19 protein-coding genes are annotated in these 18409 nt (G+C 52.8%); 7 read left to right on the top strand and 12 right to left on the bottom strand.

All coding sequences use genetic code 11. The features are described from left to right. Window positions 1–47: 47 nt before the first annotated feature. Complete coding sequence (locus FYJ60_RS05915) at window positions 48–566, top strand: peptidylprolyl isomerase (RefSeq protein WP_154457745.1); 519 nt, start codon at window positions 48–50, stop codon at window positions 564–566. On the opposite strand, the gene FYJ60_RS05920 is transcribed toward FYJ60_RS05915, so the two are convergent. The 9 genes from FYJ60_RS05920 to FYJ60_RS05960 all read right to left on the bottom strand — a co-directional run bounded on the left by FYJ60_RS05920 (window position 567) and on the right by FYJ60_RS05960 (window position 11377). Continuing rightward, on the bottom strand, window positions 567–1217 hold the full coding sequence (locus FYJ60_RS05920) for an IMPACT family protein (RefSeq protein ID WP_154457746.1): 651 nt from the start codon (window positions 1215–1217) through the stop codon (window positions 567–569). 87 nt (window positions 1218–1304) lie between these two features. Beyond that, complete coding sequence (locus FYJ60_RS05925; protein WP_154457747.1) at window positions 1305–3842, bottom strand: transglycosylase domain-containing protein; 2538 nt, start codon at window positions 3840–3842, stop codon at window positions 1305–1307. A 56-nt stretch (window positions 3843–3898) separates the two neighbouring features. Beyond that, window positions 3899–4867: an HPr(Ser) kinase/phosphatase gene (hprK, locus tag FYJ60_RS05930; RefSeq protein WP_154457748.1), complete on the bottom strand. Its 969-nt coding sequence runs from the start codon at window positions 4865–4867 to the stop codon at window positions 3899–3901. A 130-nt stretch (window positions 4868–4997) separates the two neighbouring features. Next, entirely contained in the window at window positions 4998–6920 is a 1923-nt protein-coding gene (uvrC, locus tag FYJ60_RS05935) for an excinuclease ABC subunit UvrC (protein ID WP_154457749.1), read from the bottom strand. Window positions 6921–6943: 23 nt separating this feature from the next. Continuing rightward, window positions 6944–8827, bottom strand: a complete 1884-nt coding sequence (ftsH, locus tag FYJ60_RS05940; protein ID WP_154457750.1) for an ATP-dependent zinc metalloprotease FtsH — start codon at window positions 8825–8827, stop codon at window positions 6944–6946. Window positions 8828–8839: 12 nt separating this feature from the next. Further along, the gene (locus tag FYJ60_RS05945) at window positions 8840–9451 is read right to left on the bottom strand and encodes a DUF6553 family protein (RefSeq protein ID WP_154457751.1); all 612 of its coding nucleotides are present in this window, start codon (window positions 9449–9451) and stop codon (window positions 8840–8842) included. 20 nt (window positions 9452–9471) lie between these two features. Further along, window positions 9472–10107, bottom strand: coding sequence for a J domain-containing protein (locus FYJ60_RS05950; protein WP_154457752.1), 636 nt, complete (start codon window positions 10105–10107; stop codon window positions 9472–9474). Window positions 10108–10113: 6 nt separating this feature from the next. Further along, window positions 10114–10950 carry a DUF5685 family protein gene (locus FYJ60_RS05955; RefSeq protein WP_154457753.1) on the bottom strand — a complete coding sequence of 279 codons (837 nt, stop codon included), beginning with the start codon at window positions 10948–10950 and terminating at the stop codon, window positions 10114–10116. A gap of 25 nt (window positions 10951–10975) precedes the next feature. Continuing rightward, a complete protein-coding gene (locus tag FYJ60_RS05960; protein ID WP_154457754.1) occupies window positions 10976–11377 on the bottom strand; it encodes a hypothetical protein in 402 nt (133 codons plus the stop codon). Between the two features lie 272 nt (window positions 11378–11649). On the opposite strand from FYJ60_RS05960, the gene FYJ60_RS05965 reads away from it, so the two are divergent. After that, on the top strand, window positions 11650–11988 hold the full coding sequence (locus FYJ60_RS05965; RefSeq protein WP_154457755.1) for a hypothetical protein: 339 nt from the start codon (window positions 11650–11652) through the stop codon (window positions 11986–11988). Between the two features lie 117 nt (window positions 11989–12105). After that, window positions 12106–12543: an RbsD/FucU family protein gene (locus tag FYJ60_RS05970; RefSeq protein WP_154457756.1), complete on the top strand. Its 438-nt coding sequence runs from the start codon at window positions 12106–12108 to the stop codon at window positions 12541–12543. A 251-nt stretch (window positions 12544–12794) separates the two neighbouring features. Here FYJ60_RS05970 and FYJ60_RS05975 read toward each other — a convergent pair whose 3' ends face one another. Next, window positions 12795–14633, bottom strand: coding sequence for an L-fucose isomerase (locus FYJ60_RS05975; protein ID WP_154457757.1), 1839 nt, complete (start codon window positions 14631–14633; stop codon window positions 12795–12797). 86 nt (window positions 14634–14719) lie between these two features. Between FYJ60_RS05975 and FYJ60_RS05980 the strand changes: the two genes are divergently transcribed. Together FYJ60_RS05980 and FYJ60_RS05985 are read left to right on the top strand one after the other, a co-directional pair. Further along, window positions 14720–15049 (top strand): hypothetical protein, encoded by a 330-nt coding sequence (locus tag FYJ60_RS05980; RefSeq protein WP_154457758.1) that lies wholly within the window; start codon window positions 14720–14722, stop codon window positions 15047–15049. Further along, window positions 15049–15678, top strand: a complete 630-nt coding sequence (locus tag FYJ60_RS05985) for a hypothetical protein (RefSeq protein ID WP_154457759.1) — start codon at window positions 15049–15051, stop codon at window positions 15676–15678. Before FYJ60_RS05980 ends, FYJ60_RS05985 begins: the two co-directional genes overlap by 1 nt. A 74-nt stretch (window positions 15679–15752) precedes the next feature. On the opposite strand, the gene FYJ60_RS05990 is transcribed toward FYJ60_RS05985, so the two are convergent. Then, entirely contained in the window at window positions 15753–16286 is a 534-nt protein-coding gene (locus FYJ60_RS05990; protein ID WP_235903342.1) for a M48 family metallopeptidase, read from the bottom strand. Between the two features lie 294 nt (window positions 16287–16580). Between FYJ60_RS05990 and FYJ60_RS05995 the strand changes: the two genes are divergently transcribed. Then, window positions 16581–16979 carry a 4Fe-4S binding protein gene (locus tag FYJ60_RS05995; RefSeq protein WP_154457761.1) on the top strand — a complete coding sequence of 133 codons (399 nt, stop codon included), beginning with the start codon at window positions 16581–16583 and terminating at the stop codon, window positions 16977–16979. A 29-nt stretch (window positions 16980–17008) separates the two neighbouring features. Here FYJ60_RS05995 and FYJ60_RS06000 read toward each other — a convergent pair whose 3' ends face one another. Then, window positions 17009–17515 carry a hypothetical protein gene (locus FYJ60_RS06000; RefSeq protein WP_154457762.1) on the bottom strand — a complete coding sequence of 169 codons (507 nt, stop codon included), beginning with the start codon at window positions 17513–17515 and terminating at the stop codon, window positions 17009–17011. Between the two features lie 384 nt (window positions 17516–17899). On the opposite strand from FYJ60_RS06000, the gene FYJ60_RS06005 reads away from it, so the two are divergent. Further along, the gene (locus tag FYJ60_RS06005; protein ID WP_154457763.1) at window positions 17900–18373 is read left to right on the top strand and encodes an acyl-CoA thioesterase; all 474 of its coding nucleotides are present in this window, start codon (window positions 17900–17902) and stop codon (window positions 18371–18373) included. Window positions 18374–18409: the final 36 nt, after the last annotated feature.

The following is an 18409-nucleotide window of genomic DNA, read 5'->3' on the forward strand; positions in this document are numbered from 1 at the left end:
CATATCTGTTATAATGAACGCCATCAAACGAAAGGAGCTGTAAACAGATGTCTAATCCTGTAGTAACGATTACAATGGAGAACGGCGACGTCATGAAAGCCGAACTGTATCCGGACAAGGCACCCAATACCGTCAATAACTTTATCTCCCTGGTCTCGCGCGGTTTTTATGACGGACTGATTTTCCACAGAGTCATTTCCGGTTTTATGATCCAGGGCGGCGACCCGGATGGAAACGGAACCGGGGGACCGGGGTATTCCATCAAAGGAGAATTTATATCCAACGGGTTCCACAATGACCTTTCCCACACAGAGGGCGTGCTCTCCATGGCAAGGGCAATGGACCCGGATTCCGCCGGAAGCCAGTTCTTCATCATGCACAAAGCCGCCCCTTACCTGGACGGCCAGTACGCTGCCTTCGGCAAAATAACCGAGGGAGGCGATGTGGTAGATAAAATTGCCTCTGTTCGGACGGACTTTATGGACCGCCCTGTGGAGGAGCAGAAAATCCGCTCTATCACAGTGGAAACCTTCGGCACGGATTATCCGGAACCGGAACGGATCTGATCATTCCTCCGGAATAATCTTACCGTCCGCCTGCATATACCAGGTATAACTGATAATCTCCGCCCTCCCGCGGCCGGCAGTCAGCTCTGCAAGCTCTGCCGTGAGGCTTTTCTCCTGCCCTGCAGGAAGAATCACCTCGGTGCGGACATTCTCCGCATATTCCGCACCGAGGACGGGGATTTTATTCTGCGCGAGAAAATACTGCAGCTTCCCGACTCCGTTGTAGTCGGTGACCAGCATGACCCGGCAGCCGTAAATCTTATCCGCCAGAATGCTGTTCTTCAGACCGTCCGAGGCCGCTGCCGTGTACGCCCGGACCAGACCTCCGGTGCCCAGAAGAATTCCTCCGAAGTACCGGGTGACGGTAATAACGGCGTTTCTCAGCCCTGCCCCGTCCAGCACGTCCAGAATCGGCCTTCCGGCCGTACCCTGCGGCTCCCCGTCGTCCGAAGCCCGGAGCACCGGATGCTTGGTGCCCACCGAATAGGCCCAGCACGTATGTCTGGCGTCCCAGTATTTTTTCCGGACAGACTCTATCAGGGCCGCAGCCTCTTCTTCTGTTTTTACCGGACGGACCGACGACAGAAATACGGACTTTTTCTCTTCGTATCTGCCGTCCCCGCCTCTGTAAACTGCTCTGTATGCTTCCATATTCCGCTTATTCCGCTCTGTAAGGCTTTCATCATCAGGTTCTGCGGCGCTCTCCCCGGCAGCGGCAGACTTCCGGCCATCCCGCCGTTACTGCCCGGTCTCCGTATCCGTGCCGGAGGTATCTCCTCCGCCAAACAGATTCTGAATGGTCTGCCAGATATTTCCTCCGGTATCCCCGGTGCCGTCCGTGCCGCCGTAGGTTCCGGTGCCTGCATCGGCCCCCTCGGAAGCCTCCTGCGTTACTTCCGGAGTTACCGTCGGCGCCACCGTCGGAACGGGCGTCGGGATGTGCTGCGTGCAGACCGTTGTCGGTGCCGTCCCTTCCGCAAAATACTCTGTCGTCACCGGACACCCGGTTCCCGCCAGAAGCCCGCTCTGCGAGCAGATGCTGACTTCTTCCACGCTGTCCGGAACAGAGAAGTTTTTGGCAGCCTTGCCCTCGTGGATCCGGTTCATCACGTTCGTCCAGAGAGTATTGATGTACTGTCTCTCGTTCTCGGAAAGTTCCTCGTTTGTATCATATCCGGTCCAGATTCCGCAGGTATAGTACGGCGTATATCCTACAAAGACCAGATCCTTATAAGAATCCGTCGTCCCGGTCTTTCCCGCCACCGCGATAGAAGAATCATCCAGCTGGAACTGTGTCCCGGTCCCCGACTTCATGACATCTTCCATAGCGCTGGTAAGCAGATACGCGGTGGATTCCTTAAACACCTTGGTTCCGGAGGATGCACTCTCCAGAAGAACATTGCCGCTGCGGTCCGTCACCTTCGTGTAAAACACCGGCTTATTGTATACGCCTTTGTTGGCGACCGCCGCATAGGCCGCCGTAAGCTCCAGGTTCGACACGCCGTTTGTAATACCGCCGAGGGCGAGAGACTGCGTCGTATCCTTGTCGCTGTCCAGGGTGGTAATTCCCAGCCTTGTCAGGTAATCGTAGCCGACCTCCGGTGTAATCTGCGTAATCAGCTTGGCTGCTATGACGTTATTGGACGTCTCGATGGCCTTGCGGACCGTCATGGTGCCGTGATGGGTATTGTCCGCGTTTTTGACCTCCTGCCCGTCGCTGTAATTAAACTGGTCGTCCGTCTCTGTCGTGGCAAGCGTAATCTCTCCACGCTCCAGGGCCGGCCCGTACGTGGACAGGATCTTAAAGGTCGATCCGGGCTGCCGCTCCGAATCCGTCGCGCGGTCCAGGGTAAGGCTTCCGGTCTTTTCTCCGCGGCCGCCCACAATGCCCCTTACCTCTCCGGTTGACTGGTCAATCACGGTCATACATGCCTGCGGCTCCGGAACAAAGCTGATCCGCTCTGCGACAATCGTATCCCCCTCGCCGACAACCGCCGCCTTGTACTGGTCCACATAGCTCTGGGCTTCCTCCTGCGAGCTGAAATTCAGATCAAAATTCTCGTCTCCCTGTTCCTGGAAATAGGTCTGCAGCATTTCCCGGCTGTAGTTCACCCTGGATCCGTCCGCCTTGTCCACGGTGAGCGCCCAGTCCAGCCCGACCTCCGAGCCCTCCGGGAAATTATCCGGATTGGTAAACTCGTCTTCCATGACAGACTGTACCTCCGGATCCTCGGTGGAGTAAATTTTCAGACCGCCGCTGTAAATGGCACTGTTCGCCTGGGCCTCTGTATAACCCTTCTGCGCCATCAGATCCTGCTTCACCTGGGAAATCAGTTCATCGACAAAATAAGAATAGACCTCTTCCTCCGTGGAAACAGAAGCCGAATTTTCCTTGATACGGTCATAGACATTATCGCTCATGGCCTCATCGTATTCATCCTGGGTAATGTAATTCTGTTCCAGCATATACTCCAGAACCGTGTGCATACGGGAGGCATTCTCTTCCGGATAAAGGATGGGATTAAACTGGCTGGGATTCTGCGGGATGGCAGCCAGGACCGCACACTCGGAGAGGGTAAGATCCTTGGCATTCTTACCGAAATAGGTCTGGGCGGCGGTCTGGACACCATAGGCCCCGTTCCCGAAGTTTACCGTGTTCAGGTAATTTTCCAGAATAACCGCCTTGGGATCCTCCCCCGCCTCCCGCAGGGACTTTTCCAGTTCCACAGCCAGATACTGCTCCTGAATCTTTCTCTCAATCCGCTGGATTTTTGTCTCTGTCATCCAGTCGGTAAAGACGTTGTTCTTCAGCAGCTGCTGTGTAATGGTACTGGCTCCCTCAGACCGGGAAAAACCGGAGCTGAGGGCGACGATGACCGCACGGATCATTCCATGCGGGTCTACCCCGTTGTGCTCGTAGAAACGGGAGTCCTCGATGGCGACAATGGCATGCTGCATATTCAGGGGGATATCGTCCAGAGATACGGAAACACGGTTTCCGTTCACGGAATTCAGTTTGCGGACTTCGTTTCCGTCCTTGTCATATATAAAGGAAGCAAAGCCCATGGGCATGATATTGGCGTCCGAAATTTCAGGCGTATCATCGATGATTCCCCTGTAAGCTCCTGCCGCCATGCATATTCCGAGGATGATAAAGCTCAGAAAGGCAATAAGGAGCGCCCTTAAAAGCACCACCACGACCCGGTAGCCGACCCGCGGCGCCGAGGACTCCAGCGCTTCTCCCTCCGCTATCACACCTGCTTTTCCTAAATCCATAGTTTCCTCCTTCACTGCTGCGCATCTGCCAGGCCTCCCGCTTTGCGGCGGACGCCTCAGTTCTCTCCGGGTCCGGCAGAATCTTCAGAAGCGGAGCGCTTTTTCGAAAGATTTTCCTGTACTCTCCGGTACAGCTCCTGCGCGGCGTTGTAGCCCATCTTTTTCTGTCTGTGGTTAACAGCGGCCGTCTCTACAATAACAGCCAGATTACGGCCGGGACGGATAGGCAGTGAATGACAGACGACCCGGTTCCCCAGAAACTCCGTGTACTCCTCCTCCAGGCCGAGGCGGTCGTAAACCTTATCCTTATCCCACTCCTCCAGCTTGATCACCAGATCAATGGAATGGGTCTTTTCTACACTCTCAACACCGAACAATGTCTTGACATCGATGATCCCGATACCGCGGAGCTCGATAAAATGGCGGGTGATGTCCGGGGATGTCCCCACCAGCGTGACATCACTGACACGGCTGATCTGAACCACGTCATCCGTAATCAGACGATGTCCCCTCTTGATCAGCTCCAGCGCGGCCTCGCTTTTCCCGATGCCGCTCTCGCCCATAATCAGTACTCCCTCGCCGAACACATCGACCAGAACTCCGTGTATGGAAATGGTCGGTGCCAGCTGGACATTCATCCAGCGGATAATTTCCGCGGAAAAATCCGAAGTTGTCCGCTCCGTCGCAAAGGTCGGAACCTGGTATTTGTGAGCCAGATCCAGGAGATCCTTTCCCGGCTGCATGGATGTCGTAAAAATCACACAGGGAACCCCGTGCGAGAGGAATTTTTCATAGGCAGAAGCACGTGTCTTTTCATCCAGATGCTGCAGCCAGGAAAACTCCACATACCCGATGATCTGCACACGTTCATTGGCAAAATGCTCGTAATAACCGGTCAGCTGCAGTGCAGGCCTGTTAATCTCCGGAACGGTAATCTTGTTCACATCCATCCGGATATCCGGCGTCAGATTTTTCAGATCCATTTCCCTCTGAAGCGTTTCCAGCGTAATGTACTTGTTCGTCATTTTTCCTCCTTCCGCTGCCGCCTGTATCTTGTAACTTCCATGCTTCCTCCGCGTACCTTCCCATCCGGCACGAACCGGTTTTCTCCTGAGCTGTCCTTCTCTTCTGCCTCCTGAAAAAGAAGTGATCTCTTCAGGTCTTATTCAGAAAATCCAGTACACTCTCCGCGGCCCTGCGGTTCATAGAAGGCAGCGCCGCAAGCTCATCCACATCCGCCTTCCGGATGGCATCCAGGTTCGGGTAGTTCCGCATCAGTTCCTTCCGCCTGCTCTTCCCGATGCCGGGGATATCATCCAGCACCGAATGCACCTGTTCCTTCCCGCGGAGCATCCGGTGATACTCAATGGCAAAACGGTGGGTCTCATCCTGAATCCTGGTCAACAGGTGAAATCCCTCGGAATCCGTCCGGATGGGAATTTCTTTATTGCTATAGTATAAACCACGTGTGCGGTGTCTGTCATCCTTAACCATTCCGGCAACCGGGACAGACAGCCCCAGCTCTCCCAGAACCTTTTCGGCCACATTCACCTGCCCCTTCCCGCCGTCCATCAGGATCAGGTCCGGCAGACGGTCAAAACCGGCGTCCTCGTCCAGGCCGCGCCGGAACCTCCTGGTCAAAACCTCCTCCATGCTGGCATAATCATTGGGGCCTTCCACGGATTTGATACGGAATTTCCTGTAATCCGCCTTTTTGGGCCTGCCTTGCTCATAAACAACCATGGAACCTACGCTCTGATAACCGCTGATGTTGGAAATATCATAAGATTCGATCCTCTCCGGGGCTTCCATTCCCAGCCAGGCCCCGATCTCCCCGACTGCGCCGATCGTCTTCGCCGCCTCCCGCTTCATTCGGTCTTTATCCTGCGAGAGCAGGATTTCCGCGTTCCGCATGGCAAGCTCCATCAGCTTTTCTTTGCTTCCCTTCCGCGGGACACGGATGCGCACCCGCTTTCCCTTTTTCTCCGAGAGCCAGTCCTCGATCACCTCCGGTTCCCGGATTTCTTCCGAGAGCATCAGGTTATGCGGAATAAACGGCGTTCCGGAATAAAACTGCTGGATGAAGGACTGCAGGATTTCCGCCTTATCCTCGCTGTCCGCTGCCTTCAGGTAAAAATGGTCGCGACCGATCAGCCGCCCGTCACGCACAAAAAACACCTGCGCAATGGCATCCTCGCCGTCCGCCGCCAGGGCAAGAACATCGGTGTCCTCCCCGTTGGAACTGGACATTTTCTGACGTTCCTGCACCTTACTCACACTCTGGATCATGTCCCGCAGGGCAGCGGCTTCCTCAAACCGCATCTCCTCCGCGGCTTTTTTCATATCCGCCTGCAGCCGGGGCAGGATTCCTTCTGTCCTGCCGTTCAGAAAATCACAGGCTTCCTGAATCTTTTTACGGTACTCTTCCGGGGAAATCCACCCCTGACAGGGGGCCTGGCATTGATGGATGTGATAATAAAGACAGGGTCTGTTTTTCCCCTGTTCCTCCGGCAGCCTGTGGCTGCAGTTCCGGATCTGGTACAGCTTCCGGACCAGGTCAATCGTCTCCTTCGCCGCGCCCGCGTCCGGATAGGGGCCGAAATAGAGCGATTTATCCTTTTTCATTCTGTGCGCGTACAAAACTCTGGGATAGGTTTCCTGAACGGTGACGCGGATAAAGGGATACGCCTTGTCATCCATCAGCATCGTGTTATATTTCGGCCTGTATTCCTTGATCAGATTACATTCCAGTACAAGGGCTTCCACCTCTGTATCTGTAACAATATACTCAAACCGTGTAACCTGCGGAAGCATGGTGTAGATTTTCAGACGCTTTTTCCTGCTCTTCTGAAAATACTGTTTTACCCGGTTCCGCAGGTTGACAGCCTTGCCGACATAGATGATTTCATCCCGCTGCCCGTGCATCAGGTACACGCCCGGCCGCGTCGGCAGCTTTTTCAGCTCATCCTCGATAACAAAGCCGGTGGATGTGACAGTTTTGCCCTCCCCGGCCTGCTGCGTCTGCTGTATTTCTTTCTCCCGGCTGTTCTCCGGATTTTTGTCTTCTGGAGCTGTCATGCTGCTTTGCTCCTTTTCGGTAATCACTGCTCCGGCAGCTCTGTCTGCGCCGTCCTCTCCCGCTGCACGGTGCGGAAGATCTGCATAAATTCCTTTCCGGTAATGGTCTCCTGGATAATCAGGTAGCCCGCGATGCGGTCCAGGGCGTCCTTATTGTCAAGAAGTATCTGCCTGGCCTGCCCATAGGCAGCCTTCAGGGCTTTCATCACTTCATGGTCAATCTCGGTGGCCGTCTCGTCTCCGCAGTTCAGATAGGCTTTTCCGCCCAGATACTGACTCTCTACCTCCGCGAGCCCCATCAGGCCGAACCTGTCGGACATTCCGTACTGGGTGATCATGGCGCGGACCAGTTTAGTCGCACGCTCTATATCATTGGACGCGCCGGTGGTTACATCGCCGAATTCGATATCCTCTGCCGCCCTGCCGGCCAGCAGCACGACAATCTGGGATTCCAGCTCTTTTTTGCTGTTCAGATATTTTTCCTCCTCCGGGACCTGCATGGTATAGCCCAGGGCGCCCATAGTCCGCGGGACAATGGTAATTTTCTGAACCGGCTCGGAATTCTTCTGGCAGGCGGCGGCAAGTGCGTGCCCGACCTCATGATAGGCGACAATCTTCCGCTCTTCCTTGCTGAGCACGCGGTCCTTCTTCTCCATTCCCACCAGAACGACCTCTACCGCCTCCAGCAGATCCTTCTGAGAAACCGCGGCCCGGTTATGCTTCACCGCGAGAATCGCGGCTTCATTTACCATGTTGGCAAGATCCGATCCTACTGCCCCGGAGGTCGCCAGGGCGATCTCTTCGAAATTAACCGTCTCGTCCAGACGTACCTTCTTTGCGTGAACCTTCAGGATATTGACACGTCCCTTCAGATCCGGGCGGTCCACGATGACCCGGCGGTCAAAACGTCCCGGCCGCAGAAGCGCGGGGTCCAAAACTTCGGGACGGTTCGTTGCTCCCAGAATCAGCAGTCCCTTGGAACTGTCAAAGCCGTCCATTTCCGCCAGAAGCTGGTTCAGCGTCTGTTCTCTCTCATCATTCCCGCCGTAATGGGAATCCCTGGTCTTTCCGATCGCGTCAATCTCATCGATAAAAATAATGCAGGGAGCCGCCTTTTTGGCCTCGTCAAAAAGATCCCTGACCCGGGAAGCTCCGACGCCGACAAACATTTCCACAAACTCCGACCCGGAGAGGGAGAAAAAGGGCACATGCGCCTCTCCGGCGACAGCCTTGGCCAGAAGCGTCTTTCCGGTTCCCGGCGGGCCGACCAGGAGCGCGCCCTTGGGAAGCTTTGCCCCGATCTGCACGTACTTCGCCGGATTGTGGAGGAAATCCACACATTCCTGCAGAGATTCCTTGGCCTCCTCTTCTCCGGCCACATCCGCAAAGGTTACCCCCGTGTCCTTCTGCACATAGTTTCTTGCCTTGCTTCGGCCGATTCCCATCATGCCGCCGCCCTTGTTCATATACCGCATGATGATATTCCATCCGACCAGAAGGATCACCAGCGGAAGCACAATACTGAGAACAGCGGAAGCAACCGAGGCGGCCACATTCGGCGCCTTCTTGGAATACTCAATACCGGTTCCCTTCAGGACATCATTCAGTCCGTTTTCATCTCCCACCAGCGTGGTGGAATACGTCATTGTCATGCCGGACTGATACGCGTCCTTCGGTGTTATGATAAGCTTCTCATCCTCAAGCTCGACCTTTGAAATCTGATCCTTTTCCACCATCTCCAGAAACTGGTCGTAGGTGATTGTTTTGGAGGTTGTGCGGTTCATCATGTCGCCGAACACGCTGAACAGCATCAGGCTGATAATCAGACAGATGGTGATGACCCAGAAGGTCTGCCGTCTGTTATTTCCGGGACCCTGCTGGTTCCGGTTGTTATTATCTGGTTCCATAAACCCCCCTCTTCATTTTTTTCTGTTATTCACCCGGTCCATCAGCAGACCTTCGCTCTCCGGAAAGTAATCCCGGAACGCGTCTGTCGCGGCCTGGGTAAAAATAGAAAATTCCTCCTCCACCCCCAGGTCTTCCGGAATGGCATAGGCCACCTGGAACAGGTCTCTGGATATTTTATTCACCAGAGACTCTTTGCTCACCCTGCCCAGTCCCAGAATGAAGGATCCGTACTGCTTATCATTCTGGCAGAGGCTGATGTACAGCCGGCACATGTTATAGAGCTCGTCCTGAAGAACCTGCCGCCCGGTTTCTCCGTATTCCTCCGCCAGGCTGAATTTCCAGTCCTTCCGGATGGAATCCAGATCCTTCTGTACTTTTCTTTTTCCAAAAAGAGCGTGGCCGGAATTGTTCAGGAAAGACATGGTCATCCATCCGCGGATAAAAAAGTCCACCGGCGCATCGTTCTGAGAGGTATATCTGGCATCCAGAAGTTTTTTCCTCAGCTCGTTCTCCGGTGACATACCCTCCGAGGCAATCGCCTGCTCCAGAATTTCTCTTCTTTTTCCACGGTCCATTTCTCTTTTAAACTGCTGGACCCACAGTTTCTCATCGTAATCCGTCATGTCATTTCTCCTTCTGTCTTTCAGCAGCAGATGACCCCGCCAAACGGAAACAGGCAGCAGTTGCACAGCGCGAGAATCCCGCAGCACTCCGCCGCTGTTCTTCCGGAACTGTTTTCCTGGCACGGCGTATCATATCCATACCCTCTTCCCATTTCTCCATACCAGCCGGAGGCTCCGTTCAGCTGCTGATACAGAAGCTCAAACTGATAGTTCTGCGGCTCCATGTCGCAGGCTTTCTTTGCGTCCTCTCTGGCCTGGACGGTATTGCCAAGACCCGCGTTCGCCGCGGCGTGCAGGTAATACCAGGTTCCGGTTCTTGTCCGTATGCCGTCCAGAACCCGCATCGCCTCCTGATAGTGCCGCGAATTAATAAAATTGGCCGCGGCCTGCATTTCGGGATCCCCGTAATCGCCCTGTTCCTCGCCTCCAAAGCCGCCGAAACCGGCATCGGAACCGGAGTACCCCCTGGAACGCTCGTCCATAATCTGCTTGTATGCCTGCTGAACCAGCTTGAACATTTCCTCCGCCTTGTCCTTGTTCGGATTGTTGATATTGGCATCCGGATGATATTTCCGGCTGAGACGGCGGTAGGCCTTCTTCACTTCTTCATCACTTGCGTCTCTCGAAACACCGAGCACGCTGTATGGATCTCTCATCTGATCTTATTTCTTTCCTGTCTTCTTTTCTTTATCCGCTTTTTCTGCCCGGTATCTGGCCCAGATACCAGAATACATGATATTTCTCAGGATGTCTACATGCTCCAGAACAGGCAGTTTTTCAAAAGCCCTCGCCGCAGACGCCGCGGCTTCTGTCAGAATCCGGAAGGCTTCTTCCTCCGTAACAGGCTCCTTCTGAAGCAGAAACGGGTTGTAATCGCCCGATTTCCGGTCCTTCTCCCTATCCTCCCAGGCATCCATAAGATAAATGAATCGCCCCAGGTACAACCCCATGGAACGAAGCTCCTCCTGCCAGACGTCCTCCTGACAGACAAAAATCTCTCCCAGCAGATATCCGGTCAGCGAAGCCGCGCGGTCTATGGAAGGGTTTCTTTCCTCTTCCGCCCTGTGCAGATTCCGGAGATATCTCCGGATGGCTTTCACCTGCCGGGGATATTTTGCCGCGGTCTCCAGATATTCTTTTCTGAGAAGCCGGGAGGCAGCCAGACCGAGTGCATTCCTGTCATCCAGCCAGTCGTCCTCCAGATTATGATAGGACAGCAGAAGATTCATATCCGCCGCGTATGCCGTGTAAGAATTGCGGATAACCGCCTGCTTCTTCAGGGGATGGAGCCCGCAGAACACATCCTCTGTCTGATCCGGCGCTTCATAAAGCCCCGTCAGCAGCACAGCAAGAAATACCATGTCATAGGTAAGTGTGAGCCTTGCCTTTTCATGACCGGCAGCCTTCAGATCCCGGCAGACCCCGCAGTAAAAAGCCCGGTAGGTATCCAGATCTTTTCCCTTGAGCTCTTTTGGGTCTGTCCTAATATATCCGAACATAGCTGCCCTCCTTTACGCGGACGCCTCAGGTGCGGCGCTCAAAATCTGTGTGGCACTTCGGACAGTGAATGGAAATCCTGCCCTTTCCCTTCGGAACGCGGACCAGCTGGTGGCAGTGGGGGCAGCGGAAATAGACATGTTCCTCATCCTCCGCGGCCTTTGCCCCGCCATGGAAAACGCTCTTCACACGGTCACAGAACTCCAGATATTTTGCGTTTTCCGTCTGTCTCGCCTCGTGATTCCTGGAAAAAATACGGAAAATCCCGTAAACCAGAACGACAGCAATGATAACCGACAGCACATAGCTTCTGATAAAAACAGAAATCAGCACCATAATAAACGATGCACTGAGAATGAAGTGCTCCAGCTCATCCACCCCATATATATCATTGCCGAAACGGTTGCCGCCATCCCCGAATTTTTTCATTATGCCTGCACCTCCCCGGAAAAAACTAATCCTACTTTACTTCTTTTCATTATTAAATGCAATTCGCGTCCTGTGAATTTTTTATAAAATCCAGGAATCTCCTTTGTGTATCTTTTGACGCATCGCTGTCCCCGTATGCTATACTGGATATGCAGCCGGAGGCACTGTTTCCGGAACGGTTTTCTTCCGTATCCGGCAGGCAGAAGAGTGCCGGGCTGTGTCCCCTTCAGCGGGACGCCGGAAAACCTGTCAGTATAAAGGAAGTTACGTTTATGAAAAAAACACCCAGACGCGCCCGTATTCTGGCCCTGATCGGAATTATTCTCCTTCTTGGCATGTATGGCTCCACCATGGTATTCGCCCTCATGAAAAGTCCCGCAGCCAGGGGGCTTCTGATGGGCTCTGTTTTCTGCACCATTGCCGTCCCGGTCCTGCTGTACGCCATCCTTCTGGCGGCAAAAAACGTCCGCGGAAAAGCCCTTCCGCACCATGAGGAAAAAGAAACAGCCGCAGACCCTTCCCCATCCGAGCCGGAACCCGACCCCGGAGTTCAGGATACCCTCACCTACGGTCAAAACAAATCAGAGTCCTCTGATCCGGGCAAGAAATAAACAGATATCACTCTTTTGGGAATTTTATCTAAAGCGAAACGTTTCTCTTGCATCTGAAGCAGGTAAACGTTACAATAACTCTATCGAATTGACACGATAGAAAGGAGCAATATTGCCATGTTAAATGGAATTCCTAAAATTTTATCCCCGGAGCTTCTGAAGGTTCTCTGTGAGATGGGGCACAGTGACCGTCTTGTCATCGGTGACGGCAATTTCCCTGTCCCCACCATGGGCAAGGATGCTGTAATTATCCGCGCTGACGGTCACGGCGTACCGGAGCTGCTGGATGCCATCCTGGAGGTGTTCCCGCTGGATCCGTATGTAGACAAGCCGGTACATCTGATGGAGGTTATGCCCGGCGACAATGTGGAAACCCCCATCTGGGACGAGTACAAAAAGATTATTGCCAAGCATGACGAAAGAGGCGCGAACGCCATCGGCTATTATGAGCGCTTCGAGTTCTATGAACAGACGAAAACTGTTTACTGCATCATCGCATCCGGAGAACAGGCTCTGTATGCCAACATCATGCTTCAGAAGGGCGTTGTGAAATAAAGCCTTCCTGCCGGCTCTGCCGGCATTTTTTATTTCCCGGCATTCCAGCGCGGCTCTGCATCGGTGCGGTTTTTCGCCGTCGGCTGTTTTCTGTCGGAAAAAGCCCGGACATACAGTCTATCCGACTGCCTGTCCGGGCTCTTCTGATTTTATCAGGAAAATCTCTGCATGTTCATGTTCAGGCGGGTTCCAGGGTCATACCCCGGTTCATGCAGACATGACCGGTTTATGTCCTCCTGACCCTGACGCCATTATTTGTATGCCTTGTACAATGGACCGTAAGTTGCGCATGCCCTGTAGTCTGCCGCCTCTTTGTCCTTTGTTCCGAACGCGTTCCATGCTGCCGGGCGGTAAATCTTCTCATCCGGTACATTATGCATAGCTACCGGAATACGAAGCATAGACGCAAAGGTAATCAGATCCGCGCCAATATGTCCGTAAACAATTGCGCCATGGTTTGCGCCCCAGTTTCTCATTACGGTATAGGCATCCTCAAACGCAGATCCCGGTACATGATCAACACGGGGTGCAAACCAGGTACACGGCCATGTATAATCCGTTCTCTTCCAAATAGTATCTGTCACCTCATCCGGAAGGGCAACCGTCCAACCTTCCGCGATCTGCAGGAAGGGTCCAAGACCTTTAACCAGATTCAGACGAACCATGGTCACAGGCATTTCTACGTTCGTAAGGAATCTGGAGGAATAACCGCCTCCGCGGAAATATCCGTTGTCCGCCGGCATCCACTCGGTAGCTGCCGCCATATCCTTTTGATCCTGCTCTGTCAGCTTCCACCACGGTTTTACTGCAGGCTGTCCGTTCTCGTCCTTGCAGACACCAGAATAATCCAGTGCAGAAGCACCGGAGTTGATCAGATGCAGGAAACCGTCAGCATCCTTCGCATGGCCTTCGATCTCATATCCGGTAACCCTCTTGACGGATTTTCCGCTCCAGTAAGTACGTACATCAGAAAACAGCGCTGCACGTCCTGTCAGCTGCTTCTCAAACAGCATGCAAAGACCGTTCAGGCAGTCATTTTCTGTCGCCAGAACATACGGCTCCCTTGCCCCGTCATAATCAAACGATGTGGAAAGAAATGCCTCCGGATAGTCGCAGTTCGGCCAGTGGTCCGTCCACTGTCTCTGTCCCTGGAATCCGCCGGCAACCGCGTTATGTCCGAGAGCCTCCTCCTCAAACTTCTGTCCGCCGGCTGTCGCCTTTTCATCCGCAAGTCTTGCGTTTCCGCGCATCAGGTCCTTGATGATGATATACATCTTAACCGTGAACTCCCACTGCTCATCCTTAACTTCACGGGATTTCTGAATCCAGTCGGGATTTTTATCCCAGCCTTCCTTGCAGTATTCCTTAGTCCACTTCAGCGCTCTCTCAAACTCATCTTTATCATAAATGCCTTCATCCATACGGCGAAGGATCTCCACTTCGTCAACAGATTCCATGCGCATGCCCAGATAAGATTCAATGAAATCCGGATCAATAATGGATCCTCCGATACCCATGGTAACAGAACCAATCTGCAGATAACTCAGACCGCGCAGAGAAGCAGCCGCCACTGCCGCACGTCCGAAACGGAGGAGCATTTCCGTTACATCCTCCGGAATGGTATCGTCATCTGCGTCCTGAACATCCCGTCCATACATGCCGAATGCCGGAATTCCCTTCTGCGCATGAGTGGCCAGAACAGACGCCAGATATACAGCTCCGGGTCTCTCTGTCGCGTTCAGTCCCCAGACACCCTTGATTGTTGTGGGATCCATATCCATGGTCTCCGAGCCGTAGCACCAGCAGGGTGTGACAGAAAGAGTAATGTCTACTCCTTCTTTTTTAAACTGTTCTGCGCAAAGAGCAGCTTCACGTACACCGCCGATGGTCCAGTTGGAAATAACAACCTTGACCGGCGTCCCATCCGCATAGGTCAGGTTATCCTCATAGAGTTTTTTTGCCCTTCTGGCCATTCCCATAGTCTGCTCTTCCAGAGATCCGCGAACATCCAGCGGCCCCTTGCGGCCGTCGATAACGGGGCGGATACCGATGACCGGATGCCCTCCGACGAGTTTTCTTTCGTCTGCCATTATTACACCTCCATATAAGCTGAGAAATACATATACAGTGAAAAGCACCAAATTTACGCCTAAGTGAAACGTTTCGTTTCAGCATTATGGATTATAGCATTCTTTTCGAAGGATTTCCATATCTTCCTGAAAAAAACCTTGATTTTTTCTTTTTTTGTAATAATCCGACAGAATACCACAAACGCTTTCGTGCAAGTCGCCAGATGCGGAAGCTTTCGCTTTTTTTCCGCATTTTCGGATGCGCAGCTGCTTCTCGATGCCGCCAGGGTGGCCAGGCATTGATTTCTGCCCTTGTTTTCGGGCACGCGGATGCTTCCCGGCAGCAGATGCCCCTTGACGAACCGCCGGTTTGGAATGAAAATATGAGGATAGAAGAGCGGCTGAAGGTGCCGTCTGAAAAGGAGGAGAATATTTAATGGAAGAAATATTAACGCAGCTTACCCAATGGGGGGGAATCGTCCTGACCCTCGTGATTGCCCTGGTCATGCTGATCATGGCACTTTCCGGCGGGATAAAAAAAGAGGAGCGCCAGATAAAAAGCGCCGTGGGGCATTATGTCCTGCGCTATCCCGCGTCTAACGCAGGCCGGGCTGCCCTTCTGCTTCTGGTTGGACTGGTCCTGGATTACGGCCTCGGATGGTACGGGACCGGAAAAAGCGATACGGCAAAGGCCCTGCTTCTGGTTCTGGAGTTTGCTGTCGGTATTGTTACGGCCTTTTTATTCGGCTATTTCATACGCAAATACTTCCGTTTCAGAATTGTCGTAAATGAGCAGAAAATATCCGTCTACCCCGTTTTCGGGGATTCCTTTGAGACTTCCTTTTCCAACATACGCAGCGTCAAGCGCGTCACAAAGGGGGATAAAGCCTCTACCGAATCCGACAGTATGATCCTGCGCACAAGAGACGGAAAAAAGTTCAAGGCCGACCGACAGATGTCCTCGTACCGCCTTTTTGAGATGCAGACCAAGGCGGATGTACAGCTTCCCAACCTGACCAAAAAATTCAAAAAGCAGGAGGATGATTTTTCCGAGGATGATGACTGACGGAATGTAACGGCATGGCGCATGTTTCGTCCTGCGCCTGCACTGCCGTCATGTCCCTGCCTCGGTCAGATCTGTCAGCTAACCGCACATCCAGCTGTCATGCGCCGGATGACCGCGCTGCCGTTTTCCCGCAGCCAGTTCCGGCGCCTTTTATAGTCCGGCAGCACCTTTTCCACCTCCTCCCAGAATTTCGGAGAGTGATTCATCTCTTTTCTGTGGCTCAATTCGTGTACAATAACATAATCCTGCACTTCCCTGGGGGCAAGCATAAGCAGACAGTTAAAATTCAGATTTCCCTTCGACGAACAGCTTCCCCACAGTGTCTTCTGATTCCGGATCGTTACTCTTCCATAGGTTACTCCCATCTGCCCGGCATATGCGGCAATCCTGGGCGGCAGCTCCCGGAGCGCCTGATCCGCCAGATGCCGGATATCCTCCGGTGAAAGAGGATGCTTCTCTGCCTCACGGAGTTTATCCGTCTCCTTTTTCATGCGGTTTCTTTGTTTTATGACCCAGCCTTCATGCGAACAGACAAACTGTCTGATCTCTTTCACAGAAGCCCTGAGCGGGGCACGCACCAGAAGGCTTCCGTCCGGACAAATCTCCATAGCGATTGTCCTTCTGTCACTCCTGATGACAGAAAGTTCTTTTTCTGCTTTACAACACCACACCATCCACGTATGTTCCTTTCCATGGTTTACCCGGCCTGTTTTCCGGTTATTTGTGAAATTCTGCCATTCCTAATGTCTTGTTTTTCCGAAAAAACACCATTGTCCACAATTAGGAGTGACTAACCCCTGTCGGGTAGACTAAGATATTTACAAGAGTGTGAATGGGTATCAACAAAACGCCGGTTCTGCCGGCACCAACAATTATTGTACAACCAGGGAGGAAATTGGACAATGGCGAAGAAAAAACTGGTGGTAACAGACAAAACCGCCTGCATGGCATGTCTTGCGTGCGCGCAGGCCTGTTCCGAGGCATTTTACAAGGTCTCTGATCCCGCAAAATCCTGCATTCAGATTGTAGTCGGCAAGGATGGCGAGCCGGTACCCAAGACCTGTATCCAGTGCGGAAAATGCGCGCGCACCTGCAAGCAGGGCGCTATCTCTCAGAATGCCAAGGGAGTATTTATCATTGATAAGAAGCTCTGCAACGGCTGCGGTGAATGCGTTGCCGTCTGCCCGATGCAGGTTATGGTGAAAGTTCCGGAAAATGATTTCACAACCAAATGCATTGCCTGCGGGATCTGTACGAAGGCCTGCCCAATGGGAATTTTGGAAATTCAGACAAAAGAATAACGGGAGTATCCCCCCGTTCTTCCGAAGGTTCATCTCCCGGTGAGATGAACCTTTTTTGTTTTCTCGCCCCAGAAGGTACAGCGGATGGATGCGCCCTCCTTCTGCATCAGATCGATAAAGGCATCACAGTCTGCGGAATGCAGAAAATCCCTGATATGATCCAGCAGGTTATTTTTGCGTATTTCCTTTTCCCTGACCGTCAGGGAGCAGATCCAGTCATCCTTTACATAGACGACAACTGTATACATCTTCCTGTTCAGAAGAAGGTTCAGATCTTCACAGAGAAGCCGGAAATCCTCTTCTGTCGCCGCATACTGAGAATCCCACTCCCCAAAGCTGAGTGTAAACTGATCCTCCACATCCAGAAACAGGTTATCCCCTGCTCCCGGATTCTGCACCTCCATGCAGACGTGCCCTTTCTCCAGATACTCATATCCCTCCTCATCATTCAGATGAGTGGTAATTTCCGGTCCCTTCAGGCTCTGCTGAAGTTCCTGTATTTTATCCGCCGGACGAATTTTTTCAGTCTTTCCCATAAAGTTGTTTCCTCTTTCTTTGATCTTTTACAGAACCCGCGTGCCGGCTTTCCCGGCGTCCATCCGCGGGGCATGACGGCCGGAATATCCCTGATACCCTGCCTGCGCGGATCGAAGCAGCAGCGCGGCAGATTCTACGTATTCATTGTATACACCGCAGAAGAAGAAAGCAATCCGATTTTCGCGCGTACACCACAGCAGCAGAATCCTGACTGCTTTTCATGTGTACACCACTGAACAAGAATGCAATCCGATTTTCACGTATACACCGCAGAATAAAAAAGCAATCTGATTTTCATCGGGAAGGACGTAGAAGTCAGACCGGAAATGGACTATACTGAAGGGAAATTCATATGTGAAAATGCAGGAAAGGAAACCATCAACATGCAGAAAACAAAAAAGGTATCCGATTCTATGGTAGAGCAGATCTTTCAGCTTCGACCGGAACACCTGAACGGCGCGGGAAGACTTTTCGGCGGAAGGCTGATGGAATGGATCGACGAGGTTGCCGGCCTGGTCGCCATCCGTCACTCCGAATCCGATGTTGTGACGGCCGCCGTAGACAACCTGAAATTTATCCGCGGCGCCTACCAGGACGATCTGATTGTCTTAATCGGCAGAATAACCTATGTCGGCCGGACATCCATGGAAGTACGCGTAGATACTTATGTAGAAAGCCTGGACGGGATGCGCCGTCCGATCAACCGCGCCTACTTTATTGAAGTTGCCGTGGATAAAAACAACAGACCCAAGCCTGTGCCCCGGCTTGAAATAGAGGGAGAAGGCCAGAAAGCAGACTGGCAGGGAGCCATAAAAAGAAAAGAAATGAGGCTGCAGAGAGCAAAAGAAGGGTTCTGAAAGAACCCTTCTTTTCTTATTGCCTTATGCCGCAAA

This window comes from Bilifractor porci, from assembly GCF_009696005.1.
Taxonomy (GTDB): domain Bacteria; phylum Bacillota; class Clostridia; order Lachnospirales; family Lachnospiraceae; genus Bilifractor; species Bilifractor porci.

Excerpts from the sequence above, each read along its gene's own strand:
- FYJ60_RS05990 (WP_235903342.1), bottom strand. The coding sequence starts at position 16,286 with ATGGAGATTTGTCCGGACGGAAGCCTTCTGGTGCGTGCCCCGCTCAGG.
- FYJ60_RS05960 (WP_154457754.1), bottom strand. The coding sequence starts at position 11,377 with ATGAAAAAATTCGGGGATGGCGGCAACCGTTTCGGCAATGATATATAT.
- ftsH (WP_154457750.1), bottom strand. The coding sequence starts at position 8,827 with ATGGAACCAGATAATAACAACCGGAACCAGCAGGGTCCCGGAAATAAC.
- FYJ60_RS06000 (WP_154457762.1), bottom strand. The coding sequence starts at position 17,515 with ATGGGAAAGACTGAAAAAATTCGTCCGGCGGATAAAATACAGGAACTT.
- FYJ60_RS05945 (WP_154457751.1), bottom strand. The coding sequence starts at position 9,451 with ATGACGGATTACGATGAGAAACTGTGGGTCCAGCAGTTTAAAAGAGAA.
- FYJ60_RS05920 (WP_154457746.1), bottom strand. The coding sequence starts at position 1,217 with ATGGAAGCATACAGAGCAGTTTACAGAGGCGGGGACGGCAGATACGAA.
- FYJ60_RS06005 (WP_154457763.1), top strand. The coding sequence starts at position 17,900 with ATGCAGAAAACAAAAAAGGTATCCGATTCTATGGTAGAGCAGATCTTT.
- uvrC (WP_154457749.1), bottom strand. The coding sequence starts at position 6,920 with ATGACAGCTCCAGAAGACAAAAATCCGGAGAACAGCCGGGAGAAAGAA.
- FYJ60_RS05995 (WP_154457761.1), top strand. The coding sequence starts at position 16,581 with ATGGCGAAGAAAAAACTGGTGGTAACAGACAAAACCGCCTGCATGGCA.
- FYJ60_RS05915 (WP_154457745.1), top strand. The coding sequence starts at position 48 with ATGTCTAATCCTGTAGTAACGATTACAATGGAGAACGGCGACGTCATG.
- hprK (WP_154457748.1), bottom strand. The coding sequence starts at position 4,867 with ATGACGAACAAGTACATTACGCTGGAAACGCTTCAGAGGGAAATGGAT.
- FYJ60_RS05985 (WP_154457759.1), top strand. The coding sequence starts at position 15,049 with ATGGAAGAAATATTAACGCAGCTTACCCAATGGGGGGGAATCGTCCTG.
- FYJ60_RS05955 (WP_154457753.1), bottom strand. The coding sequence starts at position 10,950 with ATGTTCGGATATATTAGGACAGACCCAAAAGAGCTCAAGGGAAAAGAT.
- FYJ60_RS05925 (WP_154457747.1), bottom strand. The coding sequence starts at position 3,842 with ATGGATTTAGGAAAAGCAGGTGTGATAGCGGAGGGAGAAGCGCTGGAG.
- FYJ60_RS05965 (WP_154457755.1), top strand. The coding sequence starts at position 11,650 with ATGAAAAAAACACCCAGACGCGCCCGTATTCTGGCCCTGATCGGAATT.
- FYJ60_RS05980 (WP_154457758.1), top strand. The coding sequence starts at position 14,720 with ATGGATTATAGCATTCTTTTCGAAGGATTTCCATATCTTCCTGAAAAA.
- FYJ60_RS05970 (WP_154457756.1), top strand. The coding sequence starts at position 12,106 with ATGTTAAATGGAATTCCTAAAATTTTATCCCCGGAGCTTCTGAAGGTT.
- FYJ60_RS05975 (WP_154457757.1), bottom strand. The coding sequence starts at position 14,633 with ATGGCAGACGAAAGAAAACTCGTCGGAGGGCATCCGGTCATCGGTATC.
- FYJ60_RS05950 (WP_154457752.1), bottom strand. The coding sequence starts at position 10,107 with ATGAGAGATCCATACAGCGTGCTCGGTGTTTCGAGAGACGCAAGTGAT.